20 protein-coding genes are annotated in these 16,698 nt (G+C 42.3%); 1 reads left to right on the forward strand and 19 read right to left on the reverse strand.

Annotated features, from left to right (window positions below):
- Window positions 1-279: 279 nt before the first annotated feature.
- The 12 genes from B9A22_RS08355 to B9A22_RS08410 form a co-directional block, all read right to left on the reverse strand.
- The gene (locus B9A22_RS08355) at window positions 280-1,134 is read right to left on the reverse strand and encodes a hypothetical protein (RefSeq protein WP_084575272.1); all 855 of its coding nucleotides are present in this window, start codon (window positions 1,132-1,134) and stop codon (window positions 280-282) included.
- 112 nt (window positions 1,135-1,246) lie between these two features.
- Window positions 1,247-1,429: a hypothetical protein gene (locus B9A22_RS08360; RefSeq protein WP_084575273.1), complete on the reverse strand. Its 183-nt coding sequence runs from the start codon at window positions 1,427-1,429 to the stop codon at window positions 1,247-1,249.
- 22 nt (window positions 1,430-1,451) lie between these two features.
- The gene (locus tag B9A22_RS08365; protein WP_176215441.1) at window positions 1,452-2,282 is read right to left on the reverse strand and encodes a YecA family protein; all 831 of its coding nucleotides are present in this window, start codon (window positions 2,280-2,282) and stop codon (window positions 1,452-1,454) included.
- Window positions 2,283-2,387: 105 nt separating this feature from the next.
- Window positions 2,388-3,005, reverse strand: a complete 618-nt coding sequence (locus B9A22_RS08370) for a hypothetical protein (RefSeq protein WP_084575275.1) — start codon at window positions 3,003-3,005, stop codon at window positions 2,388-2,390.
- A 53-nt stretch (window positions 3,006-3,058) separates the two neighbouring features.
- Window positions 3,059-3,634 carry an N-acetylmuramoyl-L-alanine amidase family protein gene (locus tag B9A22_RS08375; RefSeq protein WP_084575276.1) on the reverse strand — a complete coding sequence of 192 codons (576 nt, stop codon included), beginning with the start codon at window positions 3,632-3,634 and terminating at the stop codon, window positions 3,059-3,061.
- Entirely contained in the window at window positions 3,627-4,196 is a 570-nt protein-coding gene (locus B9A22_RS08380) for a hypothetical protein (protein WP_084575277.1), read from the reverse strand. Before B9A22_RS08380 ends, B9A22_RS08375 begins: the two co-directional genes overlap by 8 nt.
- A gap of 86 nt (window positions 4,197-4,282) precedes the next feature.
- A complete protein-coding gene (locus B9A22_RS08385) occupies window positions 4,283-6,478 on the reverse strand; it encodes an SGNH/GDSL hydrolase family protein (protein WP_084575278.1) in 2,196 nt (731 codons plus the stop codon).
- Window positions 6,478-6,828, reverse strand: coding sequence for a BppU family phage baseplate upper protein (locus tag B9A22_RS08390; protein ID WP_084575279.1), 351 nt, complete (start codon window positions 6,826-6,828; stop codon window positions 6,478-6,480). The genes B9A22_RS08385 and B9A22_RS08390 overlap by 1 nt, the downstream gene beginning before the upstream one ends.
- Before the next feature lie 3 nt (window positions 6,829-6,831).
- Entirely contained in the window at window positions 6,832-8,205 is a 1,374-nt protein-coding gene (locus B9A22_RS08395) for a hypothetical protein (RefSeq protein WP_084575280.1), read from the reverse strand.
- Window positions 8,202-9,404, reverse strand: a complete 1,203-nt coding sequence (locus B9A22_RS08400; RefSeq protein ID WP_084575281.1) for an XkdQ/YqbQ family protein — start codon at window positions 9,402-9,404, stop codon at window positions 8,202-8,204. The genes B9A22_RS08395 and B9A22_RS08400 overlap by 4 nt, the downstream gene beginning before the upstream one ends.
- Complete coding sequence (locus tag B9A22_RS08405; protein WP_084575282.1) at window positions 9,404-10,147, reverse strand: phage distal tail protein; 744 nt, start codon at window positions 10,145-10,147, stop codon at window positions 9,404-9,406. Before B9A22_RS08405 ends, B9A22_RS08400 begins: the two co-directional genes overlap by 1 nt.
- 3 nt (window positions 10,148-10,150) lie before the next feature.
- Window positions 10,151-12,871, reverse strand: coding sequence for a tape measure protein (locus B9A22_RS08410; protein WP_139796207.1), 2,721 nt, complete (start codon window positions 12,869-12,871; stop codon window positions 10,151-10,153).
- 111 nt (window positions 12,872-12,982) lie between these two features.
- On the opposite strand from B9A22_RS08410, the gene B9A22_RS08415 reads away from it, so the two are divergent.
- A complete protein-coding gene (locus B9A22_RS08415) occupies window positions 12,983-13,573 on the forward strand; it encodes a hypothetical protein (RefSeq protein ID WP_084575284.1) in 591 nt (196 codons plus the stop codon).
- 20 nt (window positions 13,574-13,593) lie between these two features.
- Here B9A22_RS08415 and B9A22_RS08420 read toward each other — a convergent pair whose 3' ends face one another.
- The 7 genes from B9A22_RS08420 to B9A22_RS08450 all read right to left on the reverse strand — a co-directional run bounded on the left by B9A22_RS08420 (window position 13,594) and on the right by B9A22_RS08450 (window position 16,650).
- Window positions 13,594-13,803 carry a hypothetical protein gene (locus B9A22_RS08420; RefSeq protein ID WP_084575285.1) on the reverse strand — a complete coding sequence of 70 codons (210 nt, stop codon included), beginning with the start codon at window positions 13,801-13,803 and terminating at the stop codon, window positions 13,594-13,596.
- A gap of 122 nt (window positions 13,804-13,925) precedes the next feature.
- The gene (locus tag B9A22_RS08425; protein ID WP_084575286.1) at window positions 13,926-14,303 is read right to left on the reverse strand and encodes a hypothetical protein; all 378 of its coding nucleotides are present in this window, start codon (window positions 14,301-14,303) and stop codon (window positions 13,926-13,928) included.
- Between the two features lie 55 nt (window positions 14,304-14,358).
- The gene (locus tag B9A22_RS08430) at window positions 14,359-15,114 is read right to left on the reverse strand and encodes a phage tail tube protein (RefSeq protein WP_084575287.1); all 756 of its coding nucleotides are present in this window, start codon (window positions 15,112-15,114) and stop codon (window positions 14,359-14,361) included.
- A 42-nt stretch (window positions 15,115-15,156) separates the two neighbouring features.
- A complete protein-coding gene (gene gp17, locus B9A22_RS08435) occupies window positions 15,157-15,561 on the reverse strand; it encodes a tail completion protein gp17 (protein WP_084575288.1) in 405 nt (134 codons plus the stop codon).
- A complete protein-coding gene (locus B9A22_RS08440) occupies window positions 15,558-16,031 on the reverse strand; it encodes an HK97 gp10 family phage protein (protein ID WP_084575289.1) in 474 nt (157 codons plus the stop codon). Before B9A22_RS08440 ends, gp17 begins: the two co-directional genes overlap by 4 nt.
- Window positions 16,031-16,345 (reverse strand): phage head closure protein, encoded by a 315-nt coding sequence (locus B9A22_RS08445; RefSeq protein ID WP_084575290.1) that lies wholly within the window; start codon window positions 16,343-16,345, stop codon window positions 16,031-16,033. The genes B9A22_RS08440 and B9A22_RS08445 overlap by 1 nt, the downstream gene beginning before the upstream one ends.
- Window positions 16,342-16,650, reverse strand: a complete 309-nt coding sequence (locus B9A22_RS08450; protein ID WP_084575291.1) for a head-tail connector protein — start codon at window positions 16,648-16,650, stop codon at window positions 16,342-16,344. The genes B9A22_RS08445 and B9A22_RS08450 overlap by 4 nt, the downstream gene beginning before the upstream one ends.
- Window positions 16,651-16,698 lie beyond the last annotated feature (48 nt).

Below are 16,698 nucleotides of genomic sequence, written 5' to 3' on the forward strand. Positions count from 1 at the left end.
GTTATTTATCACTTATTTGTAGCATCTTCATATTAAACCATGTAACACTTTTCCACAATTGCTACAACACTGGATTTCTAACTAAACCTTACCTTTGTTATGCAAAATAAAAAATACCCTGGCAACATAAGTCGCCAGGTACAAAAGTGTTAGTAAAAGGGGAGAGTCCTATAAATAGAACAGCGCTGCCTGCTCTTGTAGTGTTCGGCTGTGATCCAGACGAAAGTTTACAATATGCCCCTCAGAATGTGTATTTGGTTATATTTCAGAACAAATGTTCTAAGGGTGAAAAGAGGGGGTAAATGGTACCACCCTATTTGAGTGGTTTTTCATAAGGTCGAGACAAAATGCATCTGCTATAAAATTCACATCTAAATCAGTTAACAATTGGCATGGTGGCCAAACAATGCTTTCCTGATTGATTGGCCAAATACGTCTCAAACTCTGACTTAACGGACCTGGAAATTCGATATTAAAGTTTGGTAATGTTGAGCTCATTGAGTAAATCATAAGCTCCCCAAGTACAAACGTAGAAACATGAGTATTGCCTTTGATTTTATTGACATTATTGTTAATAAGCTGTGACGCTGGTACCGCAGCAAATCCATGATGTCTGCATCTTAGTTTCCAATTAACTCCCTTATACCATCCTAACCAAATATTCCATCCTTCTGCAGGACGTTTCGATTCCATAAGTATTTGCCGATGAAAAGAAGGTATTGCCGCAGTCGGTTGATCAGTAAATTCATTCATTATATTCGACATTACAGACCATGCTGAAATAACAAGCTGCGAATGAGCATCCAGCGTAATGGGTTCACCTAAAATCAATGAAGTAAGAATAGGCTTTGCTTTAGTTTCAAGACTACTCATCCAACCAGAATTGCATTTCCTACAAACATTTCTAATTTTCTTAACTCCACCATGACCTTGATGCAATTCAAAACTGGGATGAACTAATATACATTCTGGTGACAGGTAATTTATTTTCATACGGTGCTGAATATGAGTCGATGTCTCTCGTGGTATTACATTTTTTAACCATTCTGGCCATACATGCTGCTTAGAAAGACCATCACCTCCACAGAATATACATTTTCCCTGTGGTTTTTTTGTCATGTTTTTACCTTTCATTTAATTAATGGGATTATTTCCTAAATTATACTCTGTAAATACCTCATTAACAACATTTTTTTGTACCAATAAAAAAGCCGCCCCACCCCGAAGGATGAAGCGGCAATATTCATCATAACATATCATGCAAAAGAAAAGCGCCCCCTTGAGGACGCTCTCCTAACTCTTCAATCAGTTTTTTATCTATCGAAAAATATTCAGGTATCCCGTCGGATATAATCGAAAATTTACAAGATAACTCTTCTTTAGGTATATAACTATCTTGAAAATTCCCATGCTTATCAGTTTTCATCATATTAACACCTCGTATAGTTTATTCAGTTACTTACATGCAAAATATTATCTAAGCCGAGACTTTTTATAATATTCTTTAATATATACTGGCTTTTTTCTGGAGTATCATATCCCATTTGTTTAATCTCTTCTAATTTTTTTCTGGCTTCTGCCGATGATATTGGGTACTGATTATCAAACCAATTTAAAAAATCATTATTGCTTCTCTTACTTATTTTACATGCAACGTCCCAGTCTAATGCTTTTTGAAGATATAGTGGAATTAATTGCCTTTGATCTGAAATATTATTATCATTACATTTCCCAAAATAACCTTTTTGCAATGAACAGGCCTTGTCATAATACGCCCATAAATCAAATCCAAACTTCGCCAATCTACTATTAACCGTTGGGTCGTTTGTAATATTAGCTATTAAAGATGCAAAATTGCTTCTACTATATTTTTGATCTAACCAACCGATACTGCAGTACCCCTCATCTGCACATATCAAATGTTGTAGTTCGTGCGCAACGTCAAAAGCATCTTCCGCTGCTATTGGTGCTTTCTTAATGATTATGATGTATATAGAAACAACTGGATCTCCCTGCATAGACATACTAGCTGTCCTCATTTGTGCGTTGAGATTTGGATCTATACACCAAAAAATAAAATTCTTTATTTTATCCCGTTCTGAGTTATAGAAACTCCTAAAAGTTTCCGAATTAGCAAGTACATCTTTCAAGGCATACTGCTCGTCAATTCTTACTCCGGGCAACACTTTAATAATATCAATTATAGGTTCACAACACTTTTTATATTTTTTTCCGCTCATACAGGGACAGAAATTATTACTACTAATTGACTTATAATCCAAAAGAAACATCTCCCTTTTACCATTTTTATACAACGTTCGGCAAAAGGGAAATAATTCCTGCACAAAAAGACACTCCCCCGGGACGAACCCGGTAGGTGGCTATGGTTAAAACGAATACCTAATTCCAGTTTTGGCATGGTCATATTTAAAGTTATATCCAGCAGTAACGCCTATATACTTACCATCCTTACTGATTCTCCGACTAATATCAACAGTTACTTCATCCAACTTAAACTTACCCTGGGCCACTTCGCCCCAATCAGGATACACATTCACGCCTCGAATAACCTTTTTATAAGCATGTACATTATATTGATTCAGTGTTACTGACGTATCAGCTGGCAGCTTTTCTATTTCCTTTAAATCAACCTGCTTGTCAGGATTCGCCGGATCGGTCACAATAGCAAAGTCGGCACCAGATTTTTTACGTTCTACTTCAATTATTTTAGGTACTTCCACCGGGACGGTTTTTACAATTGTGTCCGGAGGCTTGTTTTTAAGTTCGGCAATCTGTTTGGCGGCTTCATCAAGCTGTTCCTGTAACATTTTTACATGGGCATTTTCTGCTGCCTTCTCTACCCCTGCCGATGTTTCGGCTTGCTCCTGGGATAAAGTCGTTACCGGCTCTGGTTGGTTAAAATACTGGTAAACAAGGTATCCTCCCACCGCGAATAAAACAACGCCAAGCAGTATAGCCGCCTGGCGCTTGGTTAAACTAAACATAACTCCAATCCTCTCCTTTACCTTATTAGCGCCGATCGTTTACGGCGCTATTTTTATTGGCTGTGGAAATCCGTTATCCCCCTGGCAATAGCCCTTGCCATCCTATCCCGCCATGTCGAATTAGCCAGCAGAGCCGCTTCCTCCGCATTTGAGATAAAAGCCATTTCGACCAGGCAAGCAGGAGCATTGGTTTGAGTGAGCACGTAAAATTTACTCTCTTTGTCTGGATCTCCGTCTGAGTAATCAGTCCGGCCAACACGATCGGGAAACTCCCTGGTAATCTGATTGTAAATACACGTTGCTAGTCTATCCCCTTGAGTCTGGCCCGGCGATGTCCAAACCTCGAATCCTTTGGCTGCAGGCGTTGCAGCATTGCAATGCAGGCTAATAAATACGTCTGCTCCCCAATTATTTGATACATCGCATCGGTACTGCAGGCTATCAGTCTCCGGCTGCTCCAGCTCAGTCCTTGTCAACGTCACCTGGTGTCCGGCAGCGTCCAGATAGTGAGCTACTAATTTACTTACCGCCAAGTTTACGTCAGCTTCTTGCAGGCCTGTTACCTGGTTTTTAGCTCCTGGGTCAATGTTCTGACCTGCGTGGCCAGGGTCGATACAGTCTTTAAACATTATCTTTTCCTCCATCGTCCGTATTTCCAAGCAATTCATTCTTTTTCTTACTGGCCATAATCGCCAGCGGCCCCATACAATTAATACCGGCATCGCGGCCATTTTCGCAAATGCTCTGCCATTCTACCCACGATAGATAAACATACGCTAAACCGGCAGGTACAAAAGCAATATCGCCAAGTATAGGCATGGCCCACTTAGCGATAACGCTAACAATATTGGCACCTGTGACCGTAATAAAATAAAATAGTATTTTTGGTACAAACTTTTCACGCGCAATTTGGGACGATATAACCCCTTTATTAACTGCCATACGATACCCATCAACGATACCGCCTTGACTACCGCTATTTTTCAGAGTTTGAACCGATAATGATAGAATCTTACTGACTCCGTCCATCAGCACCAGGCTCCAAAACAGCACAAATGGCCAAATCCAAGAAGCGCCGCTTAAATAATTACCTAATGTCAAAGCTACACTAAGCACCAATTTAACCAGCCAGCTTTGCATAACAGCATCTAATGGCCTTGAAAAGTCAATTGCTAAATTACTAAAATCCAACTCCCCACCCCCAATAAAAATAGAGCCTCTTGGCTCATTCTCACCTCAAATTTGTGCTACCCATAAAAATAACCATCTAGGCGCCTTTAGTTGTTTTCCATAAATGATGCTGCGCTTTCTCCCATCCTAGCAAATAATGCTTGTGTAGGATGTAGATCATACGGCACACTGGAAATATCCCCTAAATAAACTGATTTATTTAGAGGGTTAATACCTACAGTGTGATACCAATCGAGCACAGGGCAACCATATAGTTCTCCAACAATTTTAATAGCATTGACAAAGTCAACACTAATTTTGTTTTGGTTCCCGTATGTAGCTGTCGTGTCATCAAAGAAGCCGGGGACCGGAGTAATCAAATATATTTTCATACTAGGCTTAACCGTCAGCACCTTTTCGACTGCCGCCTGTAATGCGCCGTAAAATGTGTTAGTGTTAAATATTGCGCCTACCGCTGCAAGAGTCCCTAATGCAACAGCCTGCAAATGGTCATTTGCCCCAGAAGTTATCGTTACGGCATCAAACGTAGCCAAATCGGTGGCACAATTGATAATCCCATAGATTTCAGGCATAGTTTTACCGCCAGACCCCCTATTGACTACAACACAGCCTAACTTTTCGCGCATGTACGATTGGTATCCTTTGGCTATCTGCCCAGCCTCAATATGGTTCTCGTTAAACGGCTCACCATCATAATGTGTGATGGAATCGCCATATGTTACGAAAACTTTCCCTGCCCATTTACTCTCAGTAACAATTGTTTTTAAAACAGCGTAAGTAACCAGACTGCCATCCAATGGAGCCACCGCAACATAACTGCCTGTTTTAGCCGAATATGGCACAAAATGCGATATCGGCTGTATGATATGGCCACCGATTGTCAATGTTGGGCTAGCTAGTGCAATATCAAAAAAGTCCACAACATCGTCAACTAATACATCAGTAAGAATTTGTAAATAGCGGTAATTATTGGGGTTTGACCACGTAACAGTAGCCACACCTGTCATCTGCTTTTCTACGCCAGCTTCGTACGCAGAGAATGTAGCATTAGGCGTCAACTGAGTAAATCCGCTAAGCGCACCATTTGCAGTGCTATTGGTGAGGAAAAATTCTCCGACAAGTGAGTTTATTTTTTCGCTCTCACTGTACATATCAAAAGTATGCTTAATCTCAACCATCCCAGACAACGACCCTGACACAGCTTGCAGGTCATAGAGATTGGAAATGTATAATTTAGTCCCGCTGTCGTGATTAGTATGTAAGCGGTCCCAGAGTTTAGTCTTGTTGCTTAAGTTAGCGTTGAACCGATCAACAAACTCTGTCTCGAAGTCTTTTCGTGGCAGCAGTGCCCTACCCACATAACTGCTGTCAGTTAACAGCGTGCTTGAAGATACGGTCGCGTCATAGCTGTAAAGACCGTAGGATATCATCGGTACAGCAGTTGTCCCAACCGTCATTGTCACGTTGCGGAGAAATAGCTCGCTTAGGACATTAGCCGTCATGGTAAACTGCACCAACACATGGATATACCGATAACTTGTATTGTAATAGGTAACATCTTTGGCGTATGAATTAAACTGGTCGTAAGTTAAGGGTTGAGATGGCGAAGAAAAGTTAACTCCCCCGCTTATTACAGTTGGAGAGTTACTTAGATATGTTTTTATACTACAGGCTGTTAGGTTTGTATCCGAAATGTATGTTTCAAAAGCACCACGCATTAGCTGGCTGGCTAACAGTCCTAATCCGTCAGCGTCAAACGTAAACTTAACATACGCATTGAGGCCGGATGCTGCTTTGTAGCTAGCTTTAAAACCCACTATTGATTTATATACTTCGTCGCTAAGCTTACTAATATTAATCGCTTTTGGTACAACTTTTTTTTCGGTTATGGAGCCATCTGGCACAGGCATATCATAAGGACCTACCCAACCACCCGTTCCAGATGCGCCTTCTTTGCGATAAAATCCATTGTTTGCCGTTGTAGTGTCCGATGTTACCCAAGCCCATATGCCGACAACATGCGCTAGATCAGCTTCCATAGCCGCTTTGGTAGCAAATGCTATTGACGCGCCAGGATTTCCTTGGTCACCTTTGCTAACAAGCAAATTCCAATACGTTTCGTCAGTTGGCAAATGTCCTGTTGAGTTTGTTTTGCAATAATAAGACGAACCTTGATATTGCACTACATCTCTTACAATATACGCAGTTTCGGCAATGTATGTACCTCTATTAACCATTCCCGACGCCCCTGGAGGCCCTTGTATTCCAACTTTTGTAATCATTATTTAATCACCCCTGGTATCACAATATAGTTGCCTTTTGCTACCGGCGTACCTCGTTCCAGTGCATCTAAAACCTTTACCTCATAAGCAAAATAACTATAATTTTGAAAATCTCCATCAATTGGTAAATTATGAGGCCGTGGAAACTGTAATTTTCCGTTTGCAACATCTGTTATTGTAACAACAGGAGAAGCCAATATATCTGGGCTTTGTACGGTTTTGCGGATTTGACAAACACCAGTAAAACCGGTTAAATCCATAGGTTCGCCATTATCCTGGATTACATCAATTTCAATTGTCGCCGTATCGCCTTCGTTGACTTCGATATCAGCCATAATAGATTCAGCCATAAATTACCCTCCTAGCGTTATTTTTCTGTACCAACCTGCCCCGCCGCTCGTACCGGCAGTAATTCCGCCACTAACACTAACTACCCCCTCATCACTGATATATTTTTTTGCTGCAATAACACATACGCCACCGCCGCCACCGCCGTTGCTGCTTAGTCCATTTAAATTTATTTGACCGTTAAACAATACAGATTCTGAGTTAATCTGGCAATAACCACCGCCGTAGCCGCCGGAGCCGCCGTCTACAACTCCACATCCTCCGAGTGCTATTTCGCCGCTACTAATTATAGCGTTTTGTATGGGCAATGTAGGAGTGTTACCGCTTGTTGCAGCCACAAATACACTTTTAAATTTTGATGCGCTTGTGCCGCCTGCGCCGCCGCCAGTACCGTCAAAGTTAGTCGCTACTCCATTACCATTAATCGTTCCGTTAACAATACAAACATTTTGGCATTTAATTATTAAAAACCCAGGATCACCAATTGTAATTGTATGGTTTGTATTTAAAACAAAGTTGCGGTAATGGTGCTCACCCGACAAAGTAACATTTCCAGCGCTAACAAAATCACCTTCGGATCCATCGCCTAAGTCTCTAAGGTGCCAAGGATATTCGGCAGGCAGTAGCGAGTCAACCAGCGTACCTATTTTTTGATAGCTAACCGCAACTAACTTACCAGCATCCACCGAGTTAAACTGTATAGTTCCGGTGTTCCAACTATCGTCGCCGTCTGCCGACGTTGAATAATCAGGCCAGAACTGCCCCGCTGTTGGCGTTGTGGCTACCTCAGACATACTGCTGTTGATATATACTGGCGTTGCAATGCTGTGACTGGTGGCCGTAGTAGAGTCATAACCGCGCGTTACGGTTAAATTATTTAATATGTAAATCTCGGCAGCGTTAAGATGCGTTGTTGCTATTGTGCCGTTATGACCACGTTTTACGGTCAGCGTACTACCACTAACAGCAGTAACAAATAATTGTTCGTTATCAATTTTTATTACGTTACCGACCAAAAACTCCGATCCGGTTGTTACCGTGCAAGTCGTTGCCGTAGTCGATGTAATTGCGGCCGACAATGTTGTTGCGACGCTGCTGCTGGACTTGGCTGTTACCTGCAGCTTTTCGCTGTCTACTGTCAACACTTCGTCTGCACTGTGGCTGTCCGGATTTGTCACGGTAACATAGTTTTGCGTGTCTGTGATGGCGGCAACTAAAAAATCCATCACACGCATTGTCAGCGTCGATGGATTTGCCTTGTATGGCACCTCTCGCAACCGTATTGTAAACGGGCTGCTATTAGGTATTATATGTACTTCATTTGTAACGCTAACGGCCTGTAGGCTGTTTTGAAACGGGTCATAACGATAATCACTCATGTTACATCCCCCAGGTATTCATTGTTTTTAATGTCGCGGTTTAATTTAAGCAACCATCCATCAATTCGATTTTTGGAGTGGTCGCCTAGCTCGATCTCAGGAATAATTCCCTTTGAAGATATTTTGTACTTAACTTTAGTAATGGGGAAATCATACCGGTTTTGGCCGTCCTCGCTGATTATCCTGGCCTTGCCATCAGTTGTTATTTTCCTTGCTTTTAAAACGCCGGCAGAATCGTAATACAGCACCGATAATCCTTTAATATCAGCCTTTTTAGTAGCTGCCTTAGACTTATTTAACTGACTCTGCCCCCAGCGATCTGTATCGGCCTGGTTAACCGCTGATGGTATGGTAAGCACCGTTTGTCTGACTCCATAATTTTTCTGACTTTCTGCGTCTTGATATGGCCCGGAAAACTCGGCATCTGTGCTGCCGGACTTAACAAAAATATAGTTATACACATCGTCTAACGTTTCGGAGGGCTCAAACTCGCTGATATGTTTACCCACCCAGAAACGGGCCTGCTCATTAATTTCGTCCGAGATAGGCTTAAAGTAAAATTCCCGGTACTCATCCACGCCATAAACATAATCACCAGCAAACTCTGCGAGCTGCTCCAAGGCATCCTTGCAGTTAACATAGGTAAATTTTAGCTTGCTGGCAATATATTCAGTTGAGATTATTTTTGACGACCGATAAACTACGTCTTTTTGCGGCTCGATAATACGAGATACAATATCCTTCACGATGTCGGCAATATCCATATTCTCGTATGTTTTATTGACCAGGCAATATTCAACCTGGTTATAATACCCATGGCCTGAGTACTTAAACGTTTTTTGAGTGCTGCCTAGTAATGGTTTTTCAATAATCTCGCCTGAGTACCAGGGGGCAACGTCGTTAAATAAATGGATGTCAATCCTGGTCCCGTAACTTATAATAGGCTGATAACTGCCAAATTCAATCTCAAGCGCCCCGCATCCAGTATCCGCGATTTCAAATTCCAGGCTAATAATAGGATTGTTTTGTATTTCGCTGCCGTACTCAGCTATTCTACTGCCGTCAGAGTTGTATATTTTTACCGCGTAGGAGTCTTTTACCAGCGGCGGACTAAACTTTGTCGTGCCTCCACTGGCAGCCCCTACACGTCCAGTAAATATATACCGCCCAAACAGTTTTTTGCCGAATATAAAATTCATTACAACCACCGCCGCGTAAATTCAAAGTCAATTACACAATCTTCGCCTGCATAGGTTATTTCGTTTTCCCCAGGGAGCAATTTCAGAAACGTCCCGTTAAATGCGTTCAGCGAGTTTGCTGTCCCCCTGTAGACTGTGCCATTCTGACAGTCAATTTTAACAGTAGAACCGGCAGTTAGTTGCAAGTCAGCATACTGAAACTGCCGGTTTTCGTCTGTGATATTCGTAATTAAAATACTTGGGCAAGTATTAGTGGCTGTAATCGTAATTACAGGCGATACATCAATATTGCCGGGGTTATCAATAATCAATGTTTTTGGTGTCTCGGTGATCGTTCGGCGCTCAATAATACTGCCCGTGTCGTACCAAAACGGGTCAATTGCCTTAAGCGTGACGGTTAATTTTGACCTGACAAACTGAAAACCTTTAAACCATTCATGAGTGTCTTTTGACATACATTCAATATTCATGTATCTGTCGTCACGCACGAACAGTTTATACTTTTTTTGGTTAAACGCAGCCAGTAAACTATTGTACTGCTGATCGTGATCAAGCCGATTTACCCCAAATATATAGACTTCAACTTCGATAGTTTTGCTGTCAACCTTACCGTCCCCGGTTTCAATTCGACCATGGGAATAAGCCCTGGTTTCGTCATCAGTACGGATCGTGTGACCACCAAGACCGTCAACGCTGGCCAGTTCGGGGAGTAAGAATGTTTTATTGTTTTTTACGATTTTCATATGTTACCCCCTCATGGCTGACGTTACGATTTTACCAAGGCCGGTCATTACGTCGTTTAGGTCAACTTCGGTATGTATCCCACCATAATTGTTTTGCGTGACGGTTGCCGGTTGTTGATTTGATAGGCCGATTTTTTTAAGTATGCGGTCACTAAGCCCGCCGGCAGATTGATACCTACTTGATAGGCTGGATAACGACGGGCCGGTTACTAGGCCGCCAGCGGCGAAACCCGGAATTTGACCAGTTTGATTCATGTAGTTTAGGTTGTCGACTCCGATTGACTTTGTGGCAGCCGCGTTAACCATATACTCGCCGTCTGATCCCCACATTAATATGCTGTCTGATGTGCCTGTGCCTGGGCCGGATATTGGGCCGCCAGTGGCAAAACCTGTTATTCCAGCCAACCCCATAGATAGACCTACAGTGGCACCAATACCCGCCATTGCGGGCGCAGAGTTTGCACCAAATGAAGCCAGCGAAACCATTGCCGCTGCTGGAGCCCATGCTAAAGCTACTGCTTTACCTGCTAGAGCACTGGCTAATACTTGCTCTCCCATGGCTGCTTCACCAAACAGTGCCATCATAATTCTACCGGCAATCCATTTTGCAACAAAGTCAGCCACAACCTTAAGCATTGACTTACCAAGAGACTTAAACGCATCACTGGCACTTTGGGCGCCTGTAATAATGTCAGAAAAGGCAGTTCCTAATCCGGTCAGAGCAGTACTGTACATGTCAGCCGTCAATTGCGAAGTCGTTGCATTTGCCTGCAGATACGCTTGCTGGTAGGTGTCCATCATAGTCTGTTGGGCTTCGTAATTATTTAGTCGCATTGCAGTATCTTCAGTCAAGAATGCTTGCAATTGAGCTAAGTCACCAGAATAACGAATCTCCTGCAGTGTATCATGTAAAGAGTTAGCCGATAGTTCGTATTGCTCGTATTTAGCCCACATTTGCTGGTTAACTTGGTCAATTAATGTGTTTTTTTCAACCTGCGCCATGGTAGTATCATTGATTGCCTTAATTCTGGCCTGGCGCTCATTCTCAATATCTTGCAGGACGCTTGAACCACGACTATAATTAGCTACGCCTTGACGAACATTGTTGATTTCCTCCATGGCAGCCGCTATTCCGGACGCTTCATTGCGGGCTATTTCAATGCGTTTTTGAGCGTACATTTCGTTAACACGGGTAACATCGCGAGAATAGTTTTCGTTGGCTACCTTGGATTCTTCGAGTGTGGCAAGTTGTTCGTCGCGCCAGATATCGGTTTGTTCTAGTTCGGATTTGGTGAGTTGCACCCACTCGCGTTCAATGGATTCAGTAGTTGATTTGGCTTTTTCTTTGAGTTCATCCATTGCGTCACTAGCACTGCCCCCACCAGCACCGCCACCCGATGGTATTTCAGGCATTGTCGGCGAAGTAACAGTTGTATTCCACGCAGGCAATTTATTGCTATCTTCCGACCGCCGAAAGTCAGCAAGGCTATTAACCGCGTACTCCATCTTTTTTAATTCAGCCATTCCCTTTGCTGCGTAAATAGCAGAGTTGCCAACATTAATTAATTCATATGATAGTTCACCAGCATTGCTATTTACGGCAACCATACTGCCTGCCCCGGTAAACATAGCATCGGCTAATGCGTGGGTTTCCGCTGTTGATTTTGATGACTGATAGGCTACTGTTACCAATGTTATACCTAACGCTGCACCGATAGCCATTAACGGCCCCATTGAAATACCAAGTGCTGTACTGGCAATAGCTGCACTGTACATTGCAGGGATCATTCTAGCTATCAGTGCGCCAGTTACACCAGAAATAGCAATCTCCACACTAGCAGGAACCATGTCAACCATTGCCCCGCCAATGCCCATAGACTTAGCTTTTGTGCTAAATTCTTCAAGTGTTGCTAGTGCGTTAGTTGTTACGCCTTTTAAGTCAAATGCCGTAACAATATCTTCACCAACTTTTCGCATTGTGGCGCTGGCTTTGTCTTGGATATTTGACATTATGCCGGTTATGGTTTGGCTTTGTTTTTGCATCATGCCGCCGTATTTAGTGCTCATTTGAGCAATCATTCCAGCAATAGCGGTGTTGCCATTTATGGCTTTCTTTTCAGCCATATCCATTGCGGTCGCCACATCTGTTCCAATTGCCTTGGCTAACATTTCCCATGCCGGGATACCGGCTTCTGCCAATTGATTCATCTCTTCTGCACTTACTCGTTGCTTAGCCTTCATTTGTGCAAACGCTAATGTTACTCTGTCCAGCACTTCAGTACTTCCGCCAACAGCGGCAACAGCATCACCAAAAGCGGTTAATGACGGCAATATTTCCTGAACAGTAAAACCCATTGCCAGCATGCGCTTAGAGCCAGTTACAAGACCATCAAAAGTAAATGGTGTTTTCTCTGCGTACACTTGCAGTTTCTGTAAAAAATCATTAGCTGCTTGCGCAGAACCTAGCATGGTTTCGAAAGCAATGCGGTTCTGTTCCATATCAGCAGCCATTTTAACAGCCTTTACACCAACAGCCCCCATGGCTATAGATATAGCACCCATAGCAGCACCAGTAGCGTCTACCGTCGCTTGGCTTGCCGCCATACCTTCTGAGCCAAATGCTCGTCTTAGTTGGCGCTGACTTGCTGCAATCTCCTTGCGGAATTGACTTGAATTAGCGCCTATTTTTACCATTAATTCAGCGATTGTTGCTATTTTATTCACCTCCTAACCCGCAAATAAAAAAAACAGCCAATAAATTGACCGTTTTCAACACAATATTTATTGATAAATTCAGACAAACTATATAGAATGGTAGAAAAAGGATGGTGCTACATGCGAAAAATAATATTATTGCTACTTGTTTTATTGGTAGCTTTTTATGCTAGTGCAACCGCCAGCGACAAACCAACCATAGGTATTTTTATGGAGGCGCCTATTACTTTCGTCAATAACGAAACGGTTAGAAAAACAGTTCCAGAAAAAACAATGAGTTTCTTCCCTAAAAATACTTTTAATGTATTGCCATTTGACACTACAAGTATGGAGCTAAGAACATATAAAGAAGATAATCGAATGATTGTAAATCAATATTTTTCAAAACCTGTAAACAGAGAAGACATACAAAAAATCGCCAAAGGATTAAATTGCGACTACGCTTTGTTTATAATTATCAGCAATGATGCTCCACGGGTTAGCGCTGGTCTGTTTTCAATGTCATTCAGAACCACTGTTACATGCGATGTTCGATTATTAGATGTAGCAACAGGTAAATATCTTACCAGCAAACAAATCGTTAAAGATGGATCAAGTACGGCAATTTATATGGGGGCACCGTCGTTTGATAATGCATATAGAGAGGCTTTAGGTAAGGCGTTGGATGAATTAACGATTGATACGTCGGTAATGATTAAACAATGCGAATAGCCGCTCAGCTAGAGTGGTTTTTACTTTAACTGTTCTTTGAACGTTTCTCGTAAATGCGCTTCTTCTTGTTTTTTGTCTCGTTTAACGGTTTTTTTCTGCCTTAAAGGCTTTAACAAGTCACCGAACTTTACAGGCTTTTTGGTATGTACCGACATCTGGCAAGCTGTAAAATATGCAAGCAGGTTTTCATCGCGCTCTTGTCGCCAAACATAGCCATCCCATAACTGCAAAAACTCAGTTACCTGCAACCGTTCGAATTGCTCGGGCAGTAAATTTAAAGGACCATACGCGATTGGCTCGGCCCATTTAAGCCAGTCATGAAAAGAGGAGACAACGTTTTTTTCGTTGTCTCCTACTCGTTTTTTACTTCTACGTCCTCAGTAGGCTTAAAAAGTTCGGGATAATACTTTTCCATCGCCCGGTCAACACCTTCTTTACCAAGGGCACCACTAATGCCTATAGCATGGATAAGAGGTATTGCAATATCGTCAATTGTTCTGCCGTAATCTTCGGTCATATATTTACGCACCTTGTCTCGATATAAATGAGGATTTAGCTTTTTCAGGCAGAGCGGCAACGCAGCAAAAACAAAGTCATAGCCAGCGTACTGGGTGGCCCAGATTTGCTGAATTGGCATTCTCAGCATCTTTTCAAGTGTCGCCGTATCGCCAATGTCAAAGCATAATTCTTCAGGTGTGCCGAATAGGTCAAACGGTATTTTTTCTTTCATAACTTCCCCCACAAAAATTATTGAGTGAGTTTAAGCCCCCACTCACGGCCTTAAATTAAGCTGTAATCGTCACAGTAACAGTCAATGTGGCCCCGTCGCCGGTAGTAACAGTAAACGTGTATGCACCAGCCGTTAAGCCGTCCAAGTACCCGCTTAAAAGGGTCAGAGTACCAGTCGAATATGTGTAGTCAGTTGTTACTGTGATAGCAGTAGAACCGTTTTTAACACTGGAAACAGTCGTTGTTGCTGGCAAGATAGTAAATACTTTATCTGCAGCCGCTGCCAGGCTCATAGTTGCAGTAATGGGCGTGAGATCAGGCAGTAAGTTGGATAGAGCTCCAACACCTTCAAGGGTACCACTAAGCGATGCTTCGCCGTCATGCGGGGCTTCTTCTGGGAAGTCAGTAACTTGAGTCCAGCCAGTTCGATAAAGACCATTAGGATACACAAGTTTTATATTTATATCTTTTCCTTGCATATAACCTGCTTCAATTATCGCCACACCTTCTTCGTATCCGGTTTCCTCAAGCAATATAATAGCATCCAAATCAATGCCCCAGCCTTTTAAGCCTTGCTTGGTTGTTTTCCATCCGCCGGATGTTTTATGGGATAAATCAACACTGTCAGCAGAACGGTTTAAGTTCGAACTACGCTGTCCACCAACTATTTTCCATACAGGTATTGATGCTGTACCGCCATTTACATATAGCAAATAGTCTTTACCTACCGTTGCCGAAGATGTATCAGGGTTATCCGGCAGCGTTACAGCACATAACTGCAAATCAAAATTTTTCAGTTTAAATTCTGGCATTTTAATCCTCCTAATAATTTATTTAGGCATAAAAAATAGGCCTTATGGTGGGCCGGTGTTTTGGATTGTTACTTCTAACGTAAGTATGCCGTAATAATAATCTCCGTGCCTGTTACCTTCTCCGCTTTTAACATCTTGATCTATAACCTTAAACCCATCATCAGAAAGGTCTATCGGCCAAGCAGTTAATACTTGTGTCGCATCGGCAATCATCTTATTAACTTCATCTTTGCCGTCATAACCAGACCAAGCTTCTATTTCTAATCTTATTATTACAATATCCGTAGTTTTGTCTGGTACAACTTCATATTTGTAATCACTAATAAGATCATAAGGCAACACAGCATCATCCGGCACGCCATCATAAACATGATATTCTTGGTTTTCGCTCAAAATAGTGAATACAGCGGCTTGCAATTCTCTTATTGGGTTTCTGCGCCTTATCATTGTTTTTTCACCGCCTGAGTAACTCTTCGGATAAGAGTAGGTACTTCCGCTTCATAAGAAGGTTGCATATAAGGTTGTTTTTTTCGCGCTGGGATCTTAGCACTAGCCGCAAAGTGTTTTTGTCCCGGCATTAACGGGCCATAACTCATGCCACCAATCGTCAATGCTTTTTTGCCAGGTCCTGGTTTTACCGTTGCTGTTCCCGCGCCAAACTCAGGCAAATGCGCATATGATGACTTTGCAGCAATCGTTCCTTCTACTTTTTTCACATTAAAGCTAGTCCTGATTTTTTTCTTTAAGTTACCACTACGTACAGGAACTCTACTGCGCGCGCCTTTGCCAATAGCTTTTGTTGATTCTGACACTGCTTGTTCAATCTCAACTGCAGTTTTGACGTCATATTTTCCTATGTTGCTTAACGCTTCCTTTAGTTCTGGAACCTTAAAATTAACGTAAAAACTTCTGGCCATTACCTGACAACTTCCTTACATACAAGCATAGTCTCGTTTTTCTCCCAGTCATAAACATGCTCGACCGAAAATATCTTTGAGCCATACAACACCCGCCAACCTTTTCTTATGTCGCTTCGCCGCCAAATAATAATATTACGAGTTAATTCACTGAGCATCGTACCCGTGGAATCTGCAGTTACAACTTTTGGTTTCCAAAACTCTGCCCAAACAGTATAACTGTTATATCCCGTAACTGCCCTGCCACCTTTGTCATCTTCAACTTTAATTGGCTCCTGTAGGATTATTTTCTTATTCTTAGCCGCTACACTCATGCCTGCAACTCCTGCTGGTACTTGGCACCCAATTGAGCAATCAATCCGGTAATACCAAGCCCCGTAGCCTTACCAACTTCTTCAGTTCCTTCAAACCATCTAGCCAGTAAAATACCTGCCGCCATTTTAGCCACCGGATCAATAGCAGTATATGTTTCAGTTGTTGTTCCCCAATCTTTGCCAGTGGCTGATTTTAAATATTCGTTAACGGCCGGCAGGAATATGCTAGTTACTTTACCTGGCATTTCTTCAGCAGATTCATAATTCAATAAGTCAGCGGCTTCTTGATCTGTTAAAATTGCCACCTTTATCACCGCCTAAAATAACGGCGACGGTTATCAGCCGCCGCCTCA

The sequence above is a fragment of the Sporomusa malonica genome, assembly GCF_900176355.1.
In the GTDB taxonomy this organism is placed as follows: Bacteria; Bacillota; Negativicutes; order Sporomusales; family Sporomusaceae; genus Sporomusa; species Sporomusa malonica.